This is a genomic window from Amycolatopsis sp. NPDC051045 (assembly GCF_040682955.1).
Taxonomy (GTDB): Bacteria; Actinomycetota; Actinomycetes; order Mycobacteriales; family Pseudonocardiaceae; genus Amycolatopsis.
This window is the reverse complement of the sequence record NZ_JBFBCC010000006.1, coordinates 370922-391983: the sequence shown is the minus strand read 5'-3', so window position 1 is coordinate 391983 and position 21062 is coordinate 370922. Positions and strand designations below refer to the sequence as shown.

Sequence of the window (21062 nt, the reverse complement as noted above, 5' to 3'; positions counted from 1 at the left end):
GATCGGTCGTAGGAGGCTCTGGGTGAAAGGGCGAGGCGCAGTGGGACAACCCGAGCGCACCCTGGGGAAGCGGACCGTGCGCGTCGCCGCGCTGGCCGTGCTGGTCGCGCTGACCGCGACGGGCTGCTCCGGAGACGAGATCCTGCGGTTCGGCTGGCCGGTCGGCGTCACGCAGCAGGCCGAGCAGATGCGCACGCTGTGGACGTGGTCCGTGGTGGCCGCGCTGGTCGTCGGCGTGATCGTGTGGGGCCTGATCTTCTGGACCGCGACGTTCCACCGCAAGAAGAAGACCGCCGACGGCGAGCCGGAGGAGCTGCCCCGGCAGTTCCAGTACAACATCCCGCTGGAGCTGTTCACGGTCGTCGTCCCGACGATCATGGTCTGCGTCCTGTTCTTCTTCACCGCGACGACGGAGTCGAAGGTCCTGGACAAGGTGCCCAACCCGGACGTCAAGGTGCAGATCGTCGCCTTCCAGTGGAACTGGGAGTTCAAGTACGAGGACGCCAACGCGGCGAAGCCCGACGGCAGCGGCCAGGTCAGCACGGTCGGCTCGTCCGGCGAGATCCCGCTGCTGGTGCTCCCGGTCGGCAAGACCATCCAGTACGACCTGGTCTCCACCGACGTCATCCACTCCTTCTGGGTGCCGGAGTTCCACTTCAAGCGGGACGTCTTCCCGAACCCGGAGAAGAACAACCAGGACAGTTCCTTCCAGAACAAGATCGACCGCGAAGGTTCCTTCGTCGGCCGGTGCGCGGAACTGTGCGGTACCTACCACGCGGTGATGAACTTCGAGGTCCGCGCGCTGTCGGCGGACAAGTTCGACCAGTACATCGGGCTGCGCAAGCAGGTGAACCCGGCGACGGGGCAGACGTTCACCGCCGCCGAAGCGCTGGCGAAGATGAACTGCGGCGAGCTGTGCACCCCGCACGCGGTGACCACCCAGCCGTTCAACACCGACCGCACGGCGCGGACCGCGTCCAACTGACGCCCCGGCGACAACAGGAGTAGGAAAGACCCATGAAGGTCGAAGCCCGCATCTTCTTCATCGTGGCGATCTTCGCCGTGTTCATGGCGGCCGTGTACTGGGTGTGGACCGCGGCGGCCGCGACCCACGGCCCGGAGCCGGTGGGCATCGTCTCGCTGTTCCTGACCGGCGGCCTGGCGTTCCTCGCGGGCAGCTACATGCAGTTCGTCTCCCGGCGCATCGAGCCGCGCCCGGAGGACCGTGAGGACGCCGAGATCAGCGACGGGGCCGGCGAGCTGGGCTTCTTCAGCCCGGGCAGCTACTGGCCGATCAGCATGGCGGCCACGGCGGCCCTCGCCGCGCTGGCGCTGGCGTTCTTCCACATCTGGCTGCTGGTGATCGCGCTGGTCGCGCTCCTCATCACGATCGGCGGCCTGGTGTTCGAGTACCACACGGGCCCGTCGCACGACTGACCCGCCGATTCCGGACCGGCCGTCGCACCTTCCGTGCGGCGGCCGGTTTCGTTTTCAGCCCCGGAACGCCGTGCGGTAGGACGACGGACTCGTTCCCCGCAGCCGGGTGAACTGGTGCCGCAGCGCCGCCGCCGACGCGTAGCCGCACGCCGTCGCGATGTCCTCCACCGACAGGCGGCCGTCCTCCAGCAGGGCCTGGGCCCGGTCCAGCCGCCGTTCGGTCAGCCACCGGTGCGGTGTCGTGCCCGTGGCCGCCGAGAAGCGGCGCAGGAACGTCCGTTCCCCGAGCCCGCTGCGGCGGGCCAGTTCCGCCACCGTGAACGGCTGGTCCAGCCGCCGCTCCACCCACTCCAGGGCCTCCGCGACCACGGCGTCGTCGGGCGCCGCCGTCGCCGGGACCGGAGCCTGGACGAACTGGGCCTGCCCGCCCGCGCGGTGCGGGGCCGCCACCATCCGCCGGGCCAGCGTCGTGGCCGCCGCGACGCCGCGCAGCCGGCGGACCAGGTGCAGGCACAGGTCGACCGCCGCGACCGTGCCCGCGCTGGTCAGGATGCCGCCGTCGTCGGCGTACAGCGCCTGCGGATCGACGTCGGCCGTCGGGAAGAGCGCGCGGAACTCCGGCTCGTACACCCAGTGGACCGTGCAGCGGCGGCCGTCCAGCAGACCCGCGTAGCCCAGCGTGAACACGCCCGCGCAGAACCCCGCGATCCACGCCCCGCGCCCCGCCGCCTCCCGCAGGACGTCCAGCACCGGCTCCGGCGGTGGCGCCGTCCGGGGCGCGCACGTCGGGACGATGAGGAGATCCGCCGCCGCGGCGTAGTCGAGGTCCTTCAGGCCGGAGAGGCCGAACCCGGACCAGCTGGCGACCGCGTCCCCGCCCGGCGAGCACACCCCGAAGTCCCAGCCCTCGATGCCGTCGGCGCTGCGGTCGGTGCCGAACACTTCACACGCGACGCCCAGCTCGAACGGCGAAACGCGGTCGGCCAGCACCACCGCGACCCGGTTGACGTCCATGCCGCCCACTCTGTCACAAGTTTTGCGGTCGTTGTCATCTCTGACACTGGTTGGGCACCCGCCACCGGACGAACCTGGTCCCCATGACGAACTCCGAAACCCGCCCGCTGCTGCAGTGGTCCGCGGCGATGGCGATGTCCGGCACGATCGGCGCGGTCGTCCTCGAGAGCGGCGCGGCCGCGCCGGCGGTGGCATTTGCCCGCTGCTTCGTCGGCGGCGCGCTGCTCGTGCTGTGGTGCGTTTCCCGTGGCTGGCTGCAGGACTGGCGGCCGTCCCGCCGCGACCTCGGACTGGCCGTGCTGGGCGGGCTGTTCCTGGTCGGCAACTGGGTGCTGCTGTTCGCCTCGTACGCGCTGTCGTCGATCTCGGTCAGCACGGTCGTCTACCACACCCAGCCGCTGATCCTGGTCGGCCTGGCGGCGGCGTTCCTCGGCGAGAAGTTCGCCAAGCGCCACCTGGTCCGGGCCGGCATCGCGTTCGGCGGGGTGGCCTTGATCTCGCTGTCCGCCCAGGGCGAGGACGGCAAGCCGGTGAAGCTCGCCGGGATCGGCCTGGCCCTCGGCGCGGCCGTGTTGTACGCGGGCGCGTCCTTCGTCGCGAAGCAGCTGACGCACATCCGCCCGCACCTGCTGGCCGCCGTGCAGACGACGGTGGGCGCGCTCGTGCTGGCGCCGCTGCTGCTGGTCACCCCGCTGCCGTCGACGACGTCGGGGCTGCTCTGGCTGGTGCTCCTGGGCACGGTCCACACCGCCCTGATGTACGTGCTGATGTACGCGAGCATCGGCAAGCTGCCGACCACGACGGTGGCGCTGCTGTCCTACCTCTACCCGGTGGTGGCGGTGCTGGTGGACATCACGTTCTACGGCCACCGCCCCAGCTGGCCGGAAGCGCTGGGCATGCTCGCGGTCCTGGCCGCCGCCCTGGCCCCCCGGCGCGGTCGCCGTCCCGCTGCCGCCCGAACCGAGGGGCCGCAGCGGGAACGGGTCAGCTGAAGGCGATCCAGCGGTCCAGGAGCGCGGCCGCGGCGCCCGAGTCGATCGCCTCGGCGGCCCGCGTCAGGCCCGCGCGCAGGTCGTCTTCCAGGGACTCGGAGAAGCCCGTGAAGGCCGCCAGCGCCGCGGCCGCGTTGACCAGGACCGCGTCGCGGACCGGGCCCGGCTTGCCGCCCACCAGCTCGCGGACCACTTCCGCGTTCGCCGCAGCGTCGCCGCCGCGCAGGTCCTCCGCCGTCGCGCGGGGGACGCCCAGCGCGGCCGGGTCGAGGGTGCGCTCGGTGACCGTGCCGTCCGAGACCACCCACACGGTCGACGTCGTCGTCGTGGTGATCTCGTCGAGGCCGTCGTCGCCGCGGACCACCAGGGCGCGCGTGCCGCGGCGGGCGAACGTCTCCGCCAGCACCCGCGTCTTGTCCTGGTACGCGCAGCCGATCAGCGCGGCGCCCGGCTGGGCCGGGTTGGTCAGCGGGCCGAGCAGGTTGAACGTCGTCGGGATGCCGAGCTCGCTGCGCACCGGGCCGGCGTGCCGCAACGCCGGGTGGAACGCCGACGCCAGGAAGAACCCGACGCCGACCTCGGCGAGGCTGCGCTGCACGTCTTCCGGCGGCAGGCTGATCCGCACGCCGAGCGTCTCCAGCACGTCCGCCGCGCCGGACTTCGACGACGCGCTGCGGTTGCCGTGCTTGGCCACCGGCGCGCCGGCCGCCGCCGTGACGATCGTCGCCATCGTCGAGATGTTCACCGAGTTCGAGCCGTCACCGCCGGTGCCGACGATGTCGACCGCCGGGCGGTCCAGCTCGACGCGCCGGGCGTGCGCCAGCATCGTGGCCGCCATGCCCGCGATCTCCTCGGGCGTCTCGCCCTTGGCGCGCAGCGCCACCGCGAACCCGGCGATCCGGGCCGGGCTCGCCGCACCGCTCATGATCTGGTCCATCGCCCACGCCGTGTCCTCCGCGGAGAGGTCGACGCCCGCGATGAGCTGCTTGAGCAGGGGTGGCCAGGTGCGGGGGACCGGGGTGGTCACCGGCTCAGCCGTTCACGACGGGGACCCGTCGCGCGCGCAGCACGTCGGCGACGGTCTCCGCGGCGGTCAGCGGGTCCAGCGGGTGCACGAGCACGGCGTCCGCCTGGGACCAGGTGGCCAGCCACCGGTCGTCCCTGCGCCGCACCGCCACCACGATGGGGGGACAGTCGGTGATTTCGTTCTTGAGCTGACGGCAGAGGCCGATGCCGCCGGTCGGCTGCGCCTCGCCGTCGAGGATGGCCAGGTCGACGTTCCCCGCGTCCACCTCGGAGAGCACGTCGGCGATGCCGGCCGCCTCGACGTAGTCCACGCGCGCCAGATCGGCGGCGGGCCGCCGGCCGACCGCGTTGACGATCGCTTCGCGCACCTCCGCCTTGTGGCTGAACACCAGGACCCGCATCGACCGCTCGGCCATTGAACGCCTCCGTCTTGTCGCCGCTCGACTCCACCGGATCGTATCGGCCGAGACCGACATCACGCGGGCGCCTCCGGCTGGAGTGCGTCCCAGCCGAGCGCGTCACCCCCGAGCCGCTGCGCCAGACCGGCCATCCGGGACCGTTCCTGGGCGCAGTGCAGGGCGTCGAGGACCTGGACGCGCACGGCGTGCACCTGCGCCAGTTCCCCGGAAACGCCCTGGTCACGCAGTTCGTAGCCGTCCTGGGCGAGGATCGCCGCCGCCTCGGCGAGCCGGTCCGGCGGCAGGAGCAGGTGGTGCCGCAGCACGGCCGGTGCCGTGCTGACCCAGGCGGGTGAACCGGAGAGGACGGCGGAGTCCGCGACGACCGGGTCGAAGGCCTCGGCAACGATCTTCAGACCGGGCGTATCGGCCGTCAGACCGGGCGTTTCCCGCTTCTTGACCAGGTCAAGCAGCCGGTCGAGTAAACCCATGAGTAGCTCTCACCTTCCCGGGCATCCGGTGTGATCGGTTACGCAGACGACCCGCCGTGGACCCACCCGGCGGAGCGGTGGTGCGAGAGGACATAATGCGACGCGTGACAACGGCAGCTCCCACCATCAGTCAGCGGGTCCACTCGCTGAACCGGCCGAACATGGTCAGTGTCGGCACCATCGTGTGGCTGTCCAGCGAGCTGATGTTCTTCGCCGGACTGTTCGCGATGTTCTTCACCGTCAAGGCGCAGAACCCGGTCGGGGAGACCTGGCCGCCGCGCCTGCACGGCGAGCATTTCGAGCTCAACGTGACGTACGCGATCCCGTTCACGGTGATCCTGGTGCTGTCCTCGCTGACCTGCCAGTTCGGCGTGTTCGCCGCCGAGCGCGGCGACGTCTACGGGCTGCGCCGCTGGTACATCATCACGTTGATCATGGGCGCCATCTTCGTCGGTGGCCAGGCCAACGAGTACCACAACCTGGTCGAAGAGGGGATGACGATCCCGTCCGGCCCGTTCGGCACGGTGTTCTACCTCGCGACCGGCTTCCACGGCCTGCACGTCATCGGCGGGCTCATCGCCTTCGTCTACCTGCTCATCCGCACGAAGCTGAGCAAGTTCACGCCCGCTCAGGCCACGTCGGCGATCGTCGTGTCCTACTACTGGCACTTCGTCGACATCGTGTGGGTCGGCCTCTTCGGTGTGATCTACCTCCTTCCGTAGGTCCCGCCTCAGCCGCCACTACCTTCACCATCGGCCTGAACTGACAGCAAGGGTTGCCGCAAGATGACCACCAGCACCAAGTCCTCGGAGCGCCGTTACCGCGCGCGGTCGAAGCTGCGGAGGCGGTTCGCCGGCCTGCTCGCGCTCGGTATCGCGCTGGTGGGCGCCGGCGCCCTGTACGCCGTGTTCGCCCCCGAGCCGCAGACCGCACAGGCCCAGGGCACGCCGGCGCAGCTGCGCCTCGGCGAGCAGGTCTACAACAACACCTGCATCGCCTGCCACGGCGCGAACCTCGAGGGTGTGAAGGACCGCGGGCCGAGCCTGATCGGCATCGGTGACGCCGCGGTGTACTTCCAGACTTCTTCGGGCCGGATGCCCGCCGCGCGCCAGGAGGCGCAGATCGAGCGGAAGCCGCCGAAGCTGACCGAGGCCGAGATCGACGCGGTCGGCGCCTACATCCAGGCGCACGGCGGCGGCGTCCAGCGGCCCGCCGAGAAGGGCGAGGCCCTGCGCGGCAACGACCCGGCCCGCGGTGGCGAGCTGTTCCGCCTCAACTGCGCGTCGTGCCACAACTTCACCGGCCGCGGCGGCGCGCTGTCCGCCGGCAAGTACGCGCCGAACCTGGACCCGGCCAGCGAAGAGCAGATCTACACGGCCATGCTCACCGGCCCGCAGAACATGCCGAAGTTCTCCGACCGGCAGCTGTCGCCGAAGGAGAAGAAGGACATCGTCGCCTACGTGAAGTCGGTGTCGGACGGCAACAATGACCCGGGTGGTAACGGCCTCGGCGGGGTCGGCCCCGCTTCGGAGGGCGTCATCGCCTTTATCGTCGGGATCGCCGCGCTGATCGGCGTGACGTTGTGGATTGGATCGAAGGCATGAGTGCCGAGGGGCCGAAGCCGCCGTCGGAGGCGGAGCTGGCTGAGATGGACCGGGACCAGCTGGTCAAGCTGGGCGGGGCGCTCGACGGCGTCGAGATCGTCGAGTACCCGACCCCGTGGCCCGTGGAGGGCACCCGCGCGGAGAAGCGGGCCGAACGCCTGGTCGCGTTCTGGTTCGCCCTGTCCACGCTGGCCGGGCTCGGGTTCGTCGTTTCGCTGATCTGGTGGCCGTGGAAGTACGAGGCGCCGGACAACGAGAGCGGCCACTTCTGGTACAGCCTCTACACCCCGATGCTGGGCCTCACGCTCGGCCTGGCCATCCTCGGCCTGGGCATCGGCGTGATCCTGTACACGAAGAAGTTCGTGCCCGCCGAGGTCGCCGTGCAGCAGCGCAGCGACGCCGGCGGCGAGGGTTCGCCCGAGGTCGACCGCGCGACGATCCTCGCGCACCTGGCCGATGCCGGGAGCCGCAGCACGATCGCCCGCCGGTCGCTGATCAAGCGCTCGGCGATCGCCGGTGCCGGCACGCTCGGCCTCGCGGCCGCGGCGCTGCCCCTCGCGTCCTTCATCAAGAACCCGTGGAAGGACAGCGAGTCCCGCGACTCGCTGTGGCACACCGGCTGGCAGCCCCTGTACCCGGGTGAGAAGGTCTACCTGCGCCGCGACACCGGTAAGCCCATCGAGGTGGAGCACGGCAAAGAGACCGAGGTCCCCCTGGTCAAGGCCGAGGACCTCGACGCGGGCGCGATGGAGACGGTGTTCCCGTTCCACGAGTCCGAGCGGAATGACGCCGAGGCGCTGGCCGCCGCGCTGACCCGGGTGGACAACCCGGTCATGCTGATCCGCCTGCGCTCGACCGACGCCGCCAAGGTGGTCAAGCGGAAGGGCCAGGAGGACTTCAACTTCGGCGACTACTACGCGTACACGAAGATCTGCAGCCACGTCGGCTGCCCGACCTCCCTGTACGAGCAGCGGACCAACCGCATCCTGTGTCCGTGCCACCAGTCGCAGTTCGACGCCCTCCACTACGCGAAGCCGATTTTCGGCCCGGCGACCCGTCCGCTGGCCCAGCTACCGATCACGGTGGACGAAGAGGGATACTTGATCGCGCGAGGCGACTTCATCGAGGCCATCGGTCCGGCCTTTTGGGAGCGTAAGTCATGAGTTCACTCACCACGCCGACCAAGGGGTCGAGTGCCGTGGAGCGGCACCTGGGCGAGGCCGCGAACAACGCCGACCAGCGGTACCAGCTGGCCAAGGGCCTGCGGCACCAGATGAACAAGGTGTTCCCGACCCACTGGTCGTTCCTGCTGGGCGAGATCGCGCTCTACAGCTTCATCATCCTGCTGCTCACCGGCGTGTACCTGACGCTGTTCTTCGACCCCTCCATGCAGGAGGTCATCTACGACGGCAGCTTCACGAACATGCAGGGCCTGGAGATGTCCCAGGCGTTCCGCACGACGCTGGACATCTCGTTCGACGTCCGCGGCGGCCTGTTCATGCGGCAGCTGCACCACTGGGCCGCGCTGATCTTTGTCGCGTCCATGGCCGTGCACATGCTGCGCATCTTCTTCACCGGTGCGTTCCGGCGCCCGCGTGAGGCGAACTGGGTGATCGGCGGCCTGCTGCTGATCCTGGGCTGCTTCGAGGGCTTCTTCGGCTACTCGCTGCCGGACGACCTGCTCTCGGGTACCGGTATCCGCGCGACGCTGTCGGGCATCGTGCTCTCGGTGCCGGTGGCCGGCACCTGGATCCACTGGGCGCTGTTCGGCGGGGAGTTCCCCGGTGACGTGATCATCCCGCGGCTGTACACGCTGCACATCCTGCTGCTGCCGGGCATCATGCTCGCGCTGGTCGGCGCGCACCTGGCGCTGGTCTGGTACCAGAAGCACACGCAGTTCCCGGGCGTGCGCCGCAAGGAGACCAACGTCGTCGGCGTCCGGATCATGCCGTACTTCGCGCTCAAGGGCGGGGCGTTCTTCACGCTGGTCATCGGCGTGCTGGCGCTCATGTCGGGCCTGTTCCAGATCAACCCGGTGTGGAACTTCGGCCCGTACAACCCGGCGCAGGTGTCGGCGGGCTCGCAGCCCGACTGGTACATGGCCTGGGCCGACGGCATGCTCCGGATCTGGCCGGCCTGGGAGGTCTACCTCGGGAACTACACGATCCCGGCGGTGTTCTTCCCCGGCGCGGTCGGCATGCCGATCCTGATCGGCCTGCTGCTGGCCTACCCGTTCCTCGAGCGCAAGCTGTCCAAGGACACCGCGCACCACAACCTGCTCCAGCGGCCCCGGGACGCCCCGGTCCGCACGGCGCTGGGTGCGATGGCGCTGGGCTTCTTCATGGTCATCGAGCTGTCCGGCTTCAACGACATCATCGCCGACAGCTTCGACATCTCCCTGAACGCGACGACGTGGGCGGGCCGCATCGGCGTGCTGATCGTGCCGCCGCTGGCGTACTACTTCACCTACCGCATCTGCCTGGGCCTGCAGCGGGCCGACCGCGAGGTGCTGGAGCACGGCGTCGAGACGGGCATCATCAAGCGGCTGCCGCACGGTGAGTTCATCGAGATCCACCAGCCGCTGGCCGGCGTCGACAGCCACGGCCACGCGGTCCCGCTCGAGTACCAGGGTGCGTCCGTGCCGAAGAAGATGAACAAGCTGGGTTCGGCCGGTCACGCCGTGCCGGGCACGTTCTGGTCCCCGGACCCGGCCGAGGAGACCGCGGCGCTGCAGCGCGCCACCGGCAACGGTCACTCCGGCGCCGAGAACGGCCAGCACGGTCAGCACGGCGAGTTCGACTCCGCCGAGACGGCCGCGGCCGCGAAGCGGACGGACCACTAGCTCTACGCACGCCGAAGGCCACCTCCCGCGGGAGGTGGCCTTCGTCGTTTCTACGTCTTGCCGGCGCGAAGCCGGGCGATGGCCTTTTCCGCCCTTGAGACGCGCGTCTCGGGCTTCTTCGCCTCGGCGACCCACTGGACGTACTCACGCCGGTGGGAAGGCGGCAGGGCCTCGAACAGCGCCGCCGCGTCCGGTGCGGTCGCGAGCGCGTCGGCCAGCTCCGCAGGGAGCTCGTTCAATCCTCCACGCCGATCGAGAAGGCCGACTCCGTGTCGGCGCGGGAGTACGACCGGAACGCGATGTGCGTGACGGTGTCCAGCACACCCGCCACCTTCCCGATCCGGCCGGGGATCAGGTCGGCCAGCTCCTCGTGCGTGGACACCTGCACCGTGGCGATGAGGTCGACGTCCCCGGCGCACGAGTAGACCTCGCCGACACCCTCGATGTCGGCGATCGCCTGCGCCGCGTCCGGGATCGCGTCCGCCTCTACCTGGATCAACACGATCGCGGTGATCACCTGGGTCCTCCAAGACTCGTCTGCGGGGTCGCCCGCGATCCTAGTGAGCCCTACGCCACGGTGTGCGCCAGCCAGTCCACGGCAAGGGCGCGGTCGCCGGTGATCGTGACGCGGTCGGCCGGCAGGCGCCGGGTCAGCACCAGCAGCAGGTCCCGGATGGGCCCGGCCAGCGTCACGTCCGCGGCTCGGGTGGCGCGAGTCCACCGGACGCCGTCGGGGGTGCGGGTGATCAGCCAGCCCGGGCCGTCCCCGGGGTTCAACTGGAGGGTCTGGCCGGTGCCGCGCAGCTCGGCGAAGTCCGGCTTGAGGCTCGCCGTGACGGGGTCGGACAGCAGTTCCAGCCACTCGCTGATCGCGTCGGCCGCGAGGTCCGGCGCCACGGTGAAGCCGGCGCCCGTGGCGAGCGCCGCGTCGGCGTGGTGCACGGTGGTGTCGTGGAGCATGCGGCGCAGCCAGAACGTCGCCGGCTGCTGGCCGAAGAACGTCCACACCGGTGTTCCGCCGGCGGCCCGTACCGCGTCTTCCAGGTCCGCGGCGCCCTCGAGGAGCCAGCCGGACCACTTCTCGGGGGCGCCGGGGTCGGCGTCGAACGGGTCCGGCACCGGCGACGGCCCGGACCGGACGATGCTCGCGGCCCAGCGGTGTGCCTGGCCCACGTGGCCCGCCAGCACCCGCAGCGGCCACTTCGGGCAGGTCGGCACCCGGGCGTCCGGGTCGGCGCCGGCCACCGCCGCGGCGAACCCGGCGGTGTGCTCGCGCAGTCCCTCGGCAAGTCTCGTGTTGTCCATGGCCGTACCGTAGGAACTCCACCCGGCTGGAGGTTCGACCGAAGGTGACCGGAGACACACTCGGCATCGGCGATCTGGCGCGGCGGACCGGCGTGCCCGTCCGCACGATCCGCTTCTACTGCGACGAGGGCGTGCTGGAGCCCGTGCGCAGCGCCGGCGGCCACCGGCGGTTCGACCGGGCGGCGATCGACCGGCTGAACCTGGTGCGGCGCCTGCGTGGGCTCGGGCTGGGCCTGCCGCCGATCACCGACGTCCTCGCCGGCCGCTGTTCCCTCGACGACGCCGTGGCGGCCGAGCGGACCGCGCTCGACCGCGAGCTGGCCACGCTGGCCTGGCGGCGCTCGGTGCTCCGCGCGGTCGAGGAGGCGTCCCCCACGGACCGCGCGGCGCGGCTCGAGCTGCTGTCCGCGGTGCAGGACGGCTACTCCGCGCACGACACGCTGGTCCGCCTCTGGCACCCGATGACCACGGGCCCGATCACGCCGGACACGGCCCGCATGTTCCTCGGCATCAGCGCGCCGGAGCCCCCGGACCAGCCCACGACGGCCCAGGTGGTGGCCTACGCCGAGCTGGTGCTCCTCGCGGCGGATTCTCGCCTGACGTCGGAGTTGCGGGCGAGCACGCTGGCCGGTCACGGCGGCATCGCCGACCTCGGCGCGCTCCACGCGGAGGTGGGCGAGGCGTGCGTACTGGCGGCCCCCCAGGTGGCGGCGGGCGCACGGCCATCCCCGGGACCGGCACTGGACCGGTTCGTGGCGGCCCACGCGGCGGCGCTGGGAGCCGGCGACAGCCCACCGTTCCGTCGCGCACTGAACCACCGGACGGCGCCGGACCGGCATCCCCGGCTGCGGCGCTACTGGCACCTGGCGGGTGAGGTCACGGGCGAGGCCGCGCCGATGGGTGTCGCCCACACCTGGCTCCTGGACGCCCTGGACAGCTCGGTCGCGTGAGGCCCTGCGGCCGCTGAGCGAGAGTTCGCCTCACGAACCTGAACGGTCGACCGGTGTGTTCGGAGAGTCGACTCGCGCCCTGGGCGGTCGGCTCGCGTCCCTGGACCGTCGGCCGCAAACCGACCCTCCAGGGACGCCAACCGACTCTCCGGGTACGCGAGCCGACTCTCCGGGTACGCCGCCCGGCTCCTGCGGGAGCTCTGAGGCCGGGCGGGTGCGCGGACAAGATTGCTCGGCCGGGAACCGGGATTGCGGCCGTGACGGGTCGCTCCAGGCGCCGGCTCAGCCGACGTGTTCCAGTGAATGGGCGCCCGCGACCAGGTTCAACCAGCCCTGCCAGCCCGCCACCGCCGCCGGCTCGGCCCAGGGGCGGGTCGTGCGGACCAGGCGGACGCCCGGGCGGGCCAGCCAGCGCAGCAGCACCCCCACCTCCTCCGGGGGCGCGCCGTGGAGCGGGCCCGGGTCCGGCAGCACCGTCTCCGCCGACGCCACCAGCGCCTCGACCACCGGCATCGGTGGCACGCCACGCCTGGCTACGCCCGCCGAAGCCAGCCTGCCGTAGCGGATCACCGCCAGCTCCCAGCCGCCCGCGCCGTCCGGGCCGGCCGCGATCAGCTCGCCGATCGAGGCCAGCGATGCCTGCCGGTGGGCCCGGCCCAATGCGCGGATCAGGCCCGCCAGCTCGTCGCGGTGGCGGGCCGCCTGCTCGTAGTGCTGACCCGCCGCCAGCCGCTCCACGTGCGCCGCCGCCGTGTGCAGGGGACGGCCGTCCAGGCCCGCGATCAGCCCCGACACCGACTCGACCGCCGGGCCGTACTCCGCCACGCTCTGCCGTCCCGCGCACGGCGCCCCGCACCGCCCCAGCTCCGCCAGCACGCACGGGGTCCCGTTCGCCGAACGGGGCGAGATCCGCTGCGTGCACGTCCGCAGGCCCGAGGCCCCGGCCAGGGTGTCCGCCGTCGTCCGCGCGTCCGCCTGGTTGCGGAACGGGCCCAGCACCCCCGGCCGCGGCAGCCGCACCACCGACAGCCGCGGGAACGCCTCGTCCGTCAACCCGATCCACCAGCCCTGGTGCCGGTTCTTCGACCGCCGGTTGTAGGCGGGCCGGTGCGCCGCGATCAGCCGCAGCTCCCGCACCTCCGCCTCCAGCGCGTGCGCGCACACCACGTGGTCGACGCGCTCGGCGAGCGCGACCATCTCCCGGATCCGGCTCCGCCCCTCCGAACCCGTGAAGTACGTCCGCACGCGCCGGCGCAGGTCCTTCGCCGTGCCGACGTACAGGACCTCGTCCTTCGGGCCCTTGAACAGGTAGACACCCGGAGCCGACGGCAGATCCGCCGCCAGGTGCCGCTTCGCCCGCTGGGCGACGGTCACCTCCGGCAGGTACCCCATCAGCTCCTCGAGCGAGTGCACGCCCAGGTTGCCGACCCGCTCCAGCAGCCCGTGCAGGACGTCCACCGTCGCCCGCGCGTCGTCCAGCGCCCGGTGCGTCGGCCGCGTCTTCGCCCCGAACAGCAACGCCAGCGCCGTCAGGTTGTACCGCCCGACCTCGTCCCGCGGCACCACCCGCCGCGCCAGCCGGACCGTGCACACCACCGTCAGCTTCGGCCACACGTACCCGTGCCCCTCGCACGCCGCCCGCATGTGCGAGGTGTCGAAGCCCGAATTGTGCGCCACCAGCACCGCACCCCCGATGAACTCCAGGAACGCCGGCAGCACCTCCTCGATCGGTGGCGCGTCGTAGACCATCGCCTGCGTGATTCCCGTGAGCGACATGATCTGCGGCGGGATCGCCATCCCGGGGTTCACCAGCGTCGCGAACTCACCCAGCACCTGGCCCCCGCGCACCTTCACCGCGCCGATTTCGGTGATCCCCGACGGCCCCGGTGGAGCCCCGGTGGTCTCGAGGTCGAAGACGACGAAAGTCGTGTCCCGCAAGGGAGTTCCGAGCTCGTCGAAGGCGAGCTGAGCCTGGACCGGACGCATGGGCGGGACTCTAGGGGCGACCCCCGACAGTTTTGGCCCCGCGTGGGCCGCTTCGCCGGGTCCGCCGGCCGGGGTGCGGTCCGTGTGGCGCGCGGGGCGGGATGCGGGGGCGGGGCCTACCCTGGACCAATGCACCCGCAGCCGCTCGTGCCGGAGCCGTCCGGGGACCCCGTCGGTCCTTCGGGCGTGGCGTCGCGCCCCGAGCAGGCCGAGGAGGCCGCTGACCAGGCCGGACATCCCGAACCCGCCACCTGGCCCGCCCTCCCCGAACCCGTCCGCGACCGCATCGCCGATCTCGCCGCGGCGGCCGTCGCCAAGCTGCCCGCCACCGACGTGCCCCGCCAGCTGCGGCCCGTCGCCAAGTTCGCCCCGGCCAAGCGCGCCAAGCTCGGCGGCGCCGCCCTGCTCGCGGCCCTCGGCGACTCCGCCCAGTTCCGGACCGCCGTCATCGAGTGGCTCCGCGAACACCGCACCGACGCCCTCGACCCGAACGCCACCGACTCCGTCGCCGCGGCGGCCGCCGCCGTTCTCCTCGGCGAGTCCGGGGCCGCCGGGCGCGTCCGGCTGGTCGCCAAGAACGCCGAGGAAAACGCCCTGCGCGCCGAACGCGACGCCGCGCTCGCCCGCAGCCAGCGGCTCGAAGCGGAACTCGTCCAGGTCCGCGCCGAACTCGCCGCGGCGAAACAAGCCGCCGAGAACGTCCGGGGTGAGCGCGAGGGCGAAGTCGAGAAGCTCCTGAAGCGCCTTCGCGAACAAGGCGTCCAGCTGCGCCAGGCCCGGGACGCGGCGGAGGCGGCGTCCGTCGAGGCCGAACGCGGTTCCGCCGCCCGGAGCGACGAGATCGCCGCCCTCAACACCCAGCTCGAACGCGAACGCCAGCGCGTCGCCGGTGAACGCGCCCGCGCCGAACGCGCCGTCGTCGACGCCGAGATCGCCCGCCAGTCCGCTCGCGAGGCCCGGCAGGCCGACGAGGTGCGGCTCGCCCTGCTCATCGACACCATCGACGGCGCCGTCACCGGCCTCCGCCGCGAGCTCGCCCTCGGCGCGCGCGGCGCCCGCCCGGCCGACATGGTCCGCGGCGCCAGCTCCGGGATCGGCCAGGGCGGCAAGATCGCCGACGTCTCCACGTTGGACCGCTACCTCGCGCTGCCGAACGTGCACTTGATCGTCGACGGCTACAACGTCACCAAGACCGGGTACCCCGAACTCGCCCTGGCCGACCAGCGCGACCGGCTGATCCACCAGCTGTCCGCACTGGCCGCGCGCACCTCCGCCGAGGTCACCGTCGTCTTCGACGGCGCCGGCGTGCTCTCCGTCCCCGCGTCCGTGCCCCGCGGGGTGCGGGTGCTGTTCTCCGACCGCGGGGTGCTGGCCGACGACGTGATCCGCAACCTGGTGGCGGCCGAACCCGCGGGGCGGCCCCTGGTCGTCGCGACCTCCGACCGCGCGGTCGCGGACTCGGTGCGCGGCCGCGGCGCCCACCCGGCGCCGGCTTCGGTGCTGGTCAGCCGCCTGTCCCGGGTGTGACGCCGCCGAAACTGTCGGTGGTGGCCCCTACCGTGTGGAGCAGCAGTTCCCACGTGAGGAGGACCACATGCCCGACACCCCCGAGCTGTCCGAAGTAGACGTCTCGCACATCGCCGTTTCGGACATCGAGAACCTCGTGGTCGATTGCGATCGCTGCGTCGTGCGCGGCATCTCGTGCCACGACTGCGTCGTGAGCGTGCTGCTCGGCGCCCCACTCGCCGTGGTGTGGGACGCCGACGAGCGCCGCGCGGTGGACGCGCTGGCCGAGGCCGGGATGGTGCCACGGCTGCAATTGGTCGAAGAACCGATCCGGCGCCCCGCCTGAGTCGCCCGTTTCGTGTCGGCGCGCCGAATGGTCGATTGCATCGGTGAACGGTCGGTAGTCGAAAAGCGCTCCGGAGAAACCCCAGCGTGTAACGCCCATCACATCTTTTCTCCGGTGCTGGTCCGATGGTGTGCAGCGGCGTTACGCACAGTTTTTGGCCGACAGGTGGTGGACGTGGTGGCGGTCTTTTCGTAACCTGTCCGAGATCTCGTGGCCCCGGCCGTCGATGTAGGCGGCGACGCGAGATTGCCGCCGGACGCAGCTTTGTCGGGAAGCTGGGAACCGGAACCACCACCGCGTGCATTCCCTGTTGCGGCTCGTGTTGCCCTTGGGTGCCACGATCCGCGCGCGAGTGGGGGACAACGGCGAAGAGGACTCCCCGGCCTCTTCTGCCCCGGTCCCGTCGGCGGCCGAGACGCAAAGGAGACCCGCGCGACCGTGCAGTCGCATCCAGTCAGGCGCGTGGTGTCAGGTGCCCTCGCTGCGGTTTCGGTGATCACCCTCGTCACCTTCTCCCAGCCGACGGCCATCGCCGCCCCCGTCCCCGTTCTCCAAACCCCACCCACCGGCTCCGACGCCCTCGCCAAGTACCGCGACCTCGCGGCCCAGGCCGAGAAGCTCAACGAAGACCTGCTGTCGGCCCAGGACGACCTGAAGAAGAAGCAGGGCGAGCTCGACAAGGCCACCGGCGACGTCAACGCGGCGAAGGAACAGGCCGCCAAGGCATCCGAGAGCCAGACGAAGTACCAGACCGAGGTCGACAAGTTCGCCGGTGCGTCGTTCACCAGCGGTGTCCAGCTGAACAAGCTGTCGGCGCTGCTGGCGGGCACGTCCACCCAGGACTTCCTCGACCGTTCCTCGGCGCTCGAGGTCATCGCGACCGGCAAGAACGCCGCGATGGGCAACCTCACCGGCGCCGTGCACGAGGCCACCGACGCTGCCGCCAAGGCCAGCGACGCGGCGAAGCGCGCGCAGGACGCGCGTGACGCCGCGGCCAAGCTGACCGAGGACATCAAGGCCAAGCAGAAGACGCTGAACGACCAGATCGATCAGCTCGAAGAGGCCAACAAGAACCTCAGCACGTCGGACAAGGCGGCCCGGAAGGACCGCGGCGGGACACCCCCCGCCGACATCAAGGCACCCACCGCCGCCGCCCAGACGGCGCTGAACGCGGCGCTGAGCAAGCTCGGCAGCGCGTACGTGTACGGCGCCACCGGCCCGACCAACTTCGACTGCTCGGGCCTGACGTCGTGGGCGTACAAGCAGGCCGGGCTGACCATTCCGCGGACCAGCCGCGAGCAGTCGACCTTCGGCACCGCGGTGCCGCGGGATCAGCTCCAGCCGGGCGACCTCGTGTTCTTCTACTCGCCGGTTTCGCACGTCGGCATGTACATCGGCGACGGCAAGATGGTGCACGCGCCCGACACCGGTGACGTCGTGAAGATTTCGCCGCTGCAGAGCCAGTACTCGGGAGCGCGCCGCCCGACGGCGTGACCCTCGAACAGCACCGGCCAAGGGGCGGCACCGCACACGCGGTGCCGCCCCTTCGCTGTCCGTAGCGGCCGCTAGCCTCTGGGGCGTGCTCAAGACCCTGCTCGTGACCAACGACTTCCCGCCCCGGCCCGGGGGGATCCAGAACTACCTGAACTCCCTCGCGACCCGGTTGCCGGCGGACGACCTGGTCGTCTACGCGCCGTCGTGGGAGTCGCGGACGGGGTCGCACGAGGAGTTCGACGCCGAAGCGCCGTTCGAGGTCGTCCGGCACCCGACGTCGCTGATGCTGCCGACGCCGGACGTGCTTCGCCGGGCGAAGCAGATCATGCGGGCGCGGGACTGCGAAGCCGTCTGGTTCGGCGCTGCGGCGCCGCTCGCGCTGCTGGGGCACCCGCTGCGCCGGGCCGGCGCGCACCGCGTCGTGGCGTCCACGCACGGCCACGAGGTCGGCTGGTCGATGCTCCCGGCGTCGCGGCAGGCGCTGCGGCGCATCGGCGACACCGCCGACGTCGTCACCTACGTCAGCCGGTACACCCGCGGCCGCTTCGCCGCGGCGTTCGGCCCGATGGCCGGGCTGGAGCTGCTGCCGTCCGGGGTGGACACCGAGGTGTTCCGGCCGGATCCCGCCGCCCGCGCGGAGATCCGCGCCCGGCACGGCCTCGGCGACCGGCCGACCGTCGTCTGCGTGTCCCGGCTCGTCCCGCGCAAGGGCCAGGACCAGCTGATCCGCGCGTTGCCGGGGATCCGCGAGCGCGTCGCGGACGCGGCGCTGCTGATCGTCGGCGGCGGTCCCTACCGCAAGAAGCTCGCCGAACTGGTCACCGGGCTGGGCCTGGAGCGCGACGTCGTGCTCACCGGGTCGGTGCCGTGGGCCGAACTGCCGGCGCACTACGCCGCGGGCGACGTCTTCTCGATGCCCGCGCGCACCCGCGGCAAGGGGCTCGACGTCGAAGGGCTCGGCCTCGTCTACCTGGAGGCCTCGGCGACCGGGCTCCCGGTGGTCGCCGGCAACTCCGGTGGGGCCCCCGAGGCGGTGCTCGACGAGGTCACCGGGCACGTCGTCGACGGCCGGGACGTCGGCCAGCTCGGGGAGACCGTGGCCGCGCTGCTCTCGGACCCGGTGCGCGCGCGCCGGATGGGCGAGGCCGGGCGGGCCTGGGTGAGCGAGCACTGGCGGTGGGACGTCCTGGCGCGGCGGCTGTCCGGCCTGCTGGACGGCGACCCGGTGGCCGCCGTCCGCTGAGCGCTCACGGCGTGTAGAGCGCCGGGTGCCGTGGATCGTCGACGCGCACGACGACGTCGGCGAGCGAGCCCGGGTCCACCTCCGCTTCGTAGCGTTCGTACGCCGGGACCGCCCAGGCGTCCGGTACGCGGCGGCGCACGGCGGCGGGGGAGAGCCACAGGTGCACGGCCAGGTCGAAGGCGAGCCCCGCGCCGAGCAGCAGTTCGCCGTCGACGAGCACGACCCCGCCTTCGGGCACCGGCACCCGTTCGGCGCGGGTCGCCCGGTCGCGCTCGGCGTCCCACAGCGACGGCAGCACTTCGCCGGAGCCGCCTTCTCGGAGGGGTTCGAGCACTTCGCGGCGGAGGGCGCCGAGGTCGAGCCAGTCGGTGTAGCGGGCGTCGGGGTTCGTGCGGCCGTGCTCGAAGCGCAGGGAAGCGGGACGCAGGAAGTCGCGCGCCGACACGCGCAGGGTCGCGCGGCCCCGCAGGCGCAGGGGATCGACGAGGGCGTCCGCCAGTTCCGTGGTTCCGGTCGCGCCCGCCGCGCCGTCGACGGCGACCGCGAGCCTCCGGCGTCCGGCGAGCGCGTCGATGCGTTCGGCCAGTTCTTCGGCCAGGACAGCGGGGGAGATCGGGCGGTAGCGCACGGGTACAGATCCTGCACCCGGGCCGGCGGCCGTTTTTGTCGTACCCCGGTGGGAGGATGCGGACATGACTTCTTCAGTGGGGAAGACGGCCGATGTGGGGTGGAACATCGGCGTTTCGCGGACCTTGCCGTACTCCGCCGGAACAGTCTGGGACTTCCTGGTCAGCCGCGAGGGCGTCGCGATCTGGCTCGGCCCCGGGGGCGAGCTGCCGCGGGAAGCGGGCGCGGAGTACGAGACGGCGAACGGCACGGTCGGCGAAATCCGCAGCTTCGTCGACGGCGACCGGGTGCGGCTCACGTGGCGGCCGAGCGACTGGGACCACGACTCCACCGTGCAGGTGCGGTTGAGCGCTTCGGGGGCCAAGACGATCCTGCGGTTCCACCAGGAATGGCTTACGGACGCGGAAGAGCGCGAGCAACAGCGGGCATACTGGCAGGACGTGACCGAACGCGTCGTGGCGGCACTCGCCGAACGCTGACGCGGTGAGCGCCGGGGGATGACATGACGACCGACGAAATCGTCGAGGTGGCGGAAGACTTCGCCCAGGACGCGCATCTGTTCTCGGAGCTGCTGCGCGGGGGCGGTCCGGTGCGCCGGGTGCGGATGCCGCGCGGGCTGCCGTGCTACCTGGTCACCGGGTTCGCGGAGGCGCGGGCGCTGCTGGCCGATCCGCGGCTGCGGAAGAACGGCCAGGGCATCCGGGAGCTGTTCGAGGCGAAGCTGCCCCCGGAGGCCGCGCAGAACGGCCTGAGCCTGGGGCAGGATTTGAGCCAGCACATGCTCAACTCGGACCAGCCGGACCACACGCGGCTGCGGAAGCTGGTGAACAAGGCGTTCACCGCGCGCACGGTGGCCCGGTTGCGGCCACGGGTCGAGGAGATCACCGGGGAACTGCTCGACGCGCTGGCCGGGCAGGAGCGGGCCGATCTGGTGGCGTCGTTCGCCGCACCGCTGCCGATCACGGTGATCTGCGAGCTGCTCGGGGTGCACGAGAAGGACCGCGCGGACTTTTCCGGCTGGTCCAAGACGCTGCTGAACGCGGCGGTGCGGCCGGAGGAGGTGCAGGCCGCGGCGTCGAACATGTTCGGCTACCTCACCGGCCTGATCGCCCAGAAGCGCGCCGAGCCGGCCGAAGACCTGCTGTCGGACCTGGTGCACGCGAGCGACGACGGGGATTCGCTGTCCGAGCCCGAGCTGGTGTCGATGGCGTTCCTGCTGCTGGTCGCCGGGCACGAGACCACGGTCAACCTGATCGCCAACGGCGTGCTGGCGTTGCTGCGCGAGCCGGCCCAGCTGGCCCGGCTGCGCGCGGAGCCGGAGCTGCTGCCGGGTGCGGTCGAGGAGTTCCTGCGCTTCGACGGCCCGATCCACCTGGCCACGCTGCGGTTCACGGCCGAGCCGGTGGAGGTGGCCGGCGTGACGATCCCGGAGGGCGAGTTCGTACTGGTCTCGCTGCTGGGCGCCAACCGCGACGCGGAGCGCTACCCGGAGCCGGACCGCCTGGACGTCACCCGCGCGGCGAGCGGCCACCTGGCGTTCGGGCACGGCATCCACTACTGCGTGGGCGCCCCGCTGGCCCGCCTGGAGGCCGAGATCGCCCTCGGCGGCTTGCTGGCGCGGTTCCCGGATCTCGCGCTGGACGCGAAGCCGGACGAGCTGGTGTACCGGATGAGTTCGCTGGTCCACGGGCTGGAGACGCTCCCGGTCCGGTTGTGACGGGTGCGGCCGGGTGGGCGGCGTCGCGCCGAGCTCGGGGTGATGCGGGTCGGCTGCGCTGAGCGGTCCAGTCCGCGGTGGTGG

23 protein-coding genes are annotated in these 21062 nt (G+C 71.8%); 14 read left to right on the top strand and 9 right to left on the bottom strand.

The genetic code is table 11. From position 1 onward, the window contains the following. Positions 1–40: 40 nt before the first annotated feature. Both AB0M80_RS18225 and AB0M80_RS18220 read left to right on the top strand, forming a co-directional pair. Complete coding sequence (locus AB0M80_RS18225) at positions 41–985, top strand: cytochrome c oxidase subunit II (protein WP_364565670.1); 945 nt, start codon at positions 41–43, stop codon at positions 983–985. A 32-nt stretch (positions 986–1017) separates the two neighbouring features. Next, on the top strand, positions 1018–1437 hold the full coding sequence (locus AB0M80_RS18220; protein ID WP_364565667.1) for a cytochrome c oxidase subunit 4: 420 nt from the start codon (positions 1018–1020) through the stop codon (positions 1435–1437). A 54-nt stretch (positions 1438–1491) separates the two neighbouring features. On the opposite strand, the gene AB0M80_RS18215 is transcribed toward AB0M80_RS18220, so the two are convergent. Then, positions 1492–2451, bottom strand: a complete 960-nt coding sequence (locus tag AB0M80_RS18215) for a helix-turn-helix domain-containing protein (RefSeq protein WP_364565664.1) — start codon at positions 2449–2451, stop codon at positions 1492–1494. 83 nt (positions 2452–2534) lie between these two features. Here AB0M80_RS18215 and AB0M80_RS18210 point away from each other — a divergent pair, with 83 nt between their 5' ends. Next, the gene (locus AB0M80_RS18210) at positions 2535–3443 is read left to right on the top strand and encodes a DMT family transporter (RefSeq protein WP_364565661.1); all 909 of its coding nucleotides are present in this window, start codon (positions 2535–2537) and stop codon (positions 3441–3443) included. Here AB0M80_RS18210 and trpD read toward each other — a convergent pair. From trpD to AB0M80_RS18195, 3 genes are read right to left on the bottom strand one after another with little or no spacing between them, the layout of a single operon-like run. After that, positions 3436–4470 (bottom strand): anthranilate phosphoribosyltransferase, encoded by a 1035-nt coding sequence (gene trpD / locus AB0M80_RS18205; RefSeq protein WP_364565658.1) that lies wholly within the window; start codon positions 4468–4470, stop codon positions 3436–3438. The genes AB0M80_RS18210 and trpD overlap by 8 nt on opposite strands. A 4-nt stretch (positions 4471–4474) precedes the next feature. After that, positions 4475–4885: a hypothetical protein gene (locus tag AB0M80_RS18200; protein WP_364565655.1), complete on the bottom strand. Its 411-nt coding sequence runs from the start codon at positions 4883–4885 to the stop codon at positions 4475–4477. Between the two features lie 59 nt (positions 4886–4944). Beyond that, the gene (locus AB0M80_RS18195) at positions 4945–5358 is read right to left on the bottom strand and encodes a hypothetical protein (protein ID WP_364565654.1); all 414 of its coding nucleotides are present in this window, start codon (positions 5356–5358) and stop codon (positions 4945–4947) included. 95 nt (positions 5359–5453) lie between these two features. On the opposite strand from AB0M80_RS18195, the gene AB0M80_RS18190 reads away from it, so the two are divergent. From AB0M80_RS18190 to AB0M80_RS18175, 4 genes are all read left to right on the top strand, one after another. Further along, the gene (locus AB0M80_RS18190) at positions 5454–6080 is read left to right on the top strand and encodes a heme-copper oxidase subunit III (RefSeq protein ID WP_364565651.1); all 627 of its coding nucleotides are present in this window, start codon (positions 5454–5456) and stop codon (positions 6078–6080) included. 63 nt (positions 6081–6143) lie between these two features. Next, positions 6144–6962 (top strand): c-type cytochrome, encoded by an 819-nt coding sequence (locus AB0M80_RS18185; protein WP_364565648.1) that lies wholly within the window; start codon positions 6144–6146, stop codon positions 6960–6962. Further along, positions 6959–8125: a ubiquinol-cytochrome c reductase iron-sulfur subunit gene (locus tag AB0M80_RS18180; RefSeq protein WP_364565645.1), complete on the top strand. Its 1167-nt coding sequence runs from the start codon at positions 6959–6961 to the stop codon at positions 8123–8125. The genes AB0M80_RS18185 and AB0M80_RS18180 overlap by 4 nt, the downstream gene beginning before the upstream one ends. Then, positions 8122–9804 (top strand): cytochrome bc complex cytochrome b subunit, encoded by a 1683-nt coding sequence (locus AB0M80_RS18175; protein ID WP_364565643.1) that lies wholly within the window; start codon positions 8122–8124, stop codon positions 9802–9804. Before AB0M80_RS18180 ends, AB0M80_RS18175 begins: the two co-directional genes overlap by 4 nt. 50 nt (positions 9805–9854) lie before the next feature. Here the strand turns inward: AB0M80_RS18175 and AB0M80_RS18170 are convergent, their stop codons facing one another. Genes AB0M80_RS18170 through AB0M80_RS18160 form a run of 3 tightly spaced genes read right to left on the bottom strand, consistent with a single transcriptional unit; the run spans position 9855 to position 11109 of the window. Then, a complete protein-coding gene (locus AB0M80_RS18170; protein ID WP_364565640.1) occupies positions 9855–10043 on the bottom strand; it encodes a YdeI/OmpD-associated family protein in 189 nt (62 codons plus the stop codon). After that, positions 10040–10321, bottom strand: coding sequence for an Lrp/AsnC ligand binding domain-containing protein (locus AB0M80_RS18165; protein WP_364565638.1), 282 nt, complete (start codon positions 10319–10321; stop codon positions 10040–10042). Before AB0M80_RS18165 ends, AB0M80_RS18170 begins: the two co-directional genes overlap by 4 nt. A 50-nt stretch (positions 10322–10371) precedes the next feature. Then, positions 10372–11109, bottom strand: coding sequence for a maleylpyruvate isomerase family mycothiol-dependent enzyme (locus tag AB0M80_RS18160; protein WP_364565635.1), 738 nt, complete (start codon positions 11107–11109; stop codon positions 10372–10374). 44 nt (positions 11110–11153) lie between these two features. Between AB0M80_RS18160 and AB0M80_RS18155 the strand changes: the two genes are divergently transcribed. Further along, positions 11154–12059: a MerR family transcriptional regulator gene (locus tag AB0M80_RS18155; RefSeq protein WP_364565632.1), complete on the top strand. Its 906-nt coding sequence runs from the start codon at positions 11154–11156 to the stop codon at positions 12057–12059. A gap of 282 nt (positions 12060–12341) precedes the next feature. On the opposite strand, the gene AB0M80_RS18150 is transcribed toward AB0M80_RS18155, so the two are convergent. Next, a complete protein-coding gene (locus tag AB0M80_RS18150) occupies positions 12342–14045 on the bottom strand; it encodes a DEDD exonuclease domain-containing protein (protein ID WP_364565630.1) in 1704 nt (567 codons plus the stop codon). A 129-nt stretch (positions 14046–14174) separates the two neighbouring features. Here AB0M80_RS18150 and AB0M80_RS18145 point away from each other — a divergent pair, with 129 nt between their 5' ends. From AB0M80_RS18145 to AB0M80_RS18130, 4 genes are all read left to right on the top strand, one after another. Continuing rightward, positions 14175–15572, top strand: a complete 1398-nt coding sequence (locus AB0M80_RS18145) for an NYN domain-containing protein (RefSeq protein WP_364565627.1) — start codon at positions 14175–14177, stop codon at positions 15570–15572. A 67-nt stretch (positions 15573–15639) separates the two neighbouring features. Then, complete coding sequence (locus AB0M80_RS18140; RefSeq protein ID WP_364565625.1) at positions 15640–15897, top strand: hypothetical protein; 258 nt, start codon at positions 15640–15642, stop codon at positions 15895–15897. Positions 15898–16335: 438 nt separating this feature from the next. Further along, a complete protein-coding gene (locus AB0M80_RS18135) occupies positions 16336–17391 on the top strand; it encodes an NlpC/P60 family protein (protein ID WP_364565623.1) in 1056 nt (351 codons plus the stop codon). A gap of 85 nt (positions 17392–17476) precedes the next feature. Then, on the top strand, positions 17477–18634 hold the full coding sequence (locus AB0M80_RS18130) for a glycosyltransferase family 4 protein (protein ID WP_364565620.1): 1158 nt from the start codon (positions 17477–17479) through the stop codon (positions 18632–18634). 4 nt (positions 18635–18638) lie between these two features. Here the strand turns inward: AB0M80_RS18130 and AB0M80_RS18125 are convergent, their stop codons facing one another. After that, on the bottom strand, positions 18639–19262 hold the full coding sequence (locus AB0M80_RS18125) for a uridine kinase (RefSeq protein WP_364565618.1): 624 nt from the start codon (positions 19260–19262) through the stop codon (positions 18639–18641). A gap of 64 nt (positions 19263–19326) precedes the next feature. Between AB0M80_RS18125 and AB0M80_RS18120 the strand changes: the two genes are divergently transcribed. Next, on the top strand, positions 19327–19740 hold the full coding sequence (locus AB0M80_RS18120) for an SRPBCC domain-containing protein (protein ID WP_364565615.1): 414 nt from the start codon (positions 19327–19329) through the stop codon (positions 19738–19740). Positions 19741–19763: 23 nt separating this feature from the next. Further along, positions 19764–20978: a cytochrome P450 gene (locus tag AB0M80_RS18115; RefSeq protein ID WP_364565613.1), complete on the top strand. Its 1215-nt coding sequence runs from the start codon at positions 19764–19766 to the stop codon at positions 20976–20978. Positions 20979–21062 lie beyond the last annotated feature (84 nt).

Excerpts from the sequence above, each read along its gene's own strand:
- AB0M80_RS18180 (WP_364565645.1), top strand. The coding sequence starts at position 6,959 with ATGAGTGCCGAGGGGCCGAAGCCGCCGTCGGAGGCGGAGCTGGCTGAG.
- AB0M80_RS18140 (WP_364565625.1), top strand. The coding sequence starts at position 15,640 with ATGCCCGACACCCCCGAGCTGTCCGAAGTAGACGTCTCGCACATCGCC.
- AB0M80_RS18195 (WP_364565654.1), bottom strand. The coding sequence starts at position 5,358 with ATGGGTTTACTCGACCGGCTGCTTGACCTGGTCAAGAAGCGGGAAACG.
- AB0M80_RS18160 (WP_364565635.1), bottom strand. The coding sequence starts at position 11,109 with ATGGACAACACGAGACTTGCCGAGGGACTGCGCGAGCACACCGCCGGG.
- AB0M80_RS18185 (WP_364565648.1), top strand. The coding sequence starts at position 6,144 with ATGACCACCAGCACCAAGTCCTCGGAGCGCCGTTACCGCGCGCGGTCG.
- AB0M80_RS18215 (WP_364565664.1), bottom strand. The coding sequence starts at position 2,451 with ATGGACGTCAACCGGGTCGCGGTGGTGCTGGCCGACCGCGTTTCGCCG.
- AB0M80_RS18200 (WP_364565655.1), bottom strand. The coding sequence starts at position 4,885 with ATGGCCGAGCGGTCGATGCGGGTCCTGGTGTTCAGCCACAAGGCGGAG.
- AB0M80_RS18150 (WP_364565630.1), bottom strand. The coding sequence starts at position 14,045 with ATGCGTCCGGTCCAGGCTCAGCTCGCCTTCGACGAGCTCGGAACTCCC.
- AB0M80_RS18190 (WP_364565651.1), top strand. The coding sequence starts at position 5,454 with ATGCGACGCGTGACAACGGCAGCTCCCACCATCAGTCAGCGGGTCCAC.
- AB0M80_RS18220 (WP_364565667.1), top strand. The coding sequence starts at position 1,018 with ATGAAGGTCGAAGCCCGCATCTTCTTCATCGTGGCGATCTTCGCCGTG.
- AB0M80_RS18145 (WP_364565627.1), top strand. The coding sequence starts at position 14,175 with ATGCACCCGCAGCCGCTCGTGCCGGAGCCGTCCGGGGACCCCGTCGGT.
- AB0M80_RS18115 (WP_364565613.1), top strand. The coding sequence starts at position 19,764 with ATGACGACCGACGAAATCGTCGAGGTGGCGGAAGACTTCGCCCAGGAC.
- AB0M80_RS18210 (WP_364565661.1), top strand. The coding sequence starts at position 2,535 with ATGACGAACTCCGAAACCCGCCCGCTGCTGCAGTGGTCCGCGGCGATG.
- AB0M80_RS18175 (WP_364565643.1), top strand. The coding sequence starts at position 8,122 with ATGAGTTCACTCACCACGCCGACCAAGGGGTCGAGTGCCGTGGAGCGG.
- AB0M80_RS18120 (WP_364565615.1), top strand. The coding sequence starts at position 19,327 with ATGACTTCTTCAGTGGGGAAGACGGCCGATGTGGGGTGGAACATCGGC.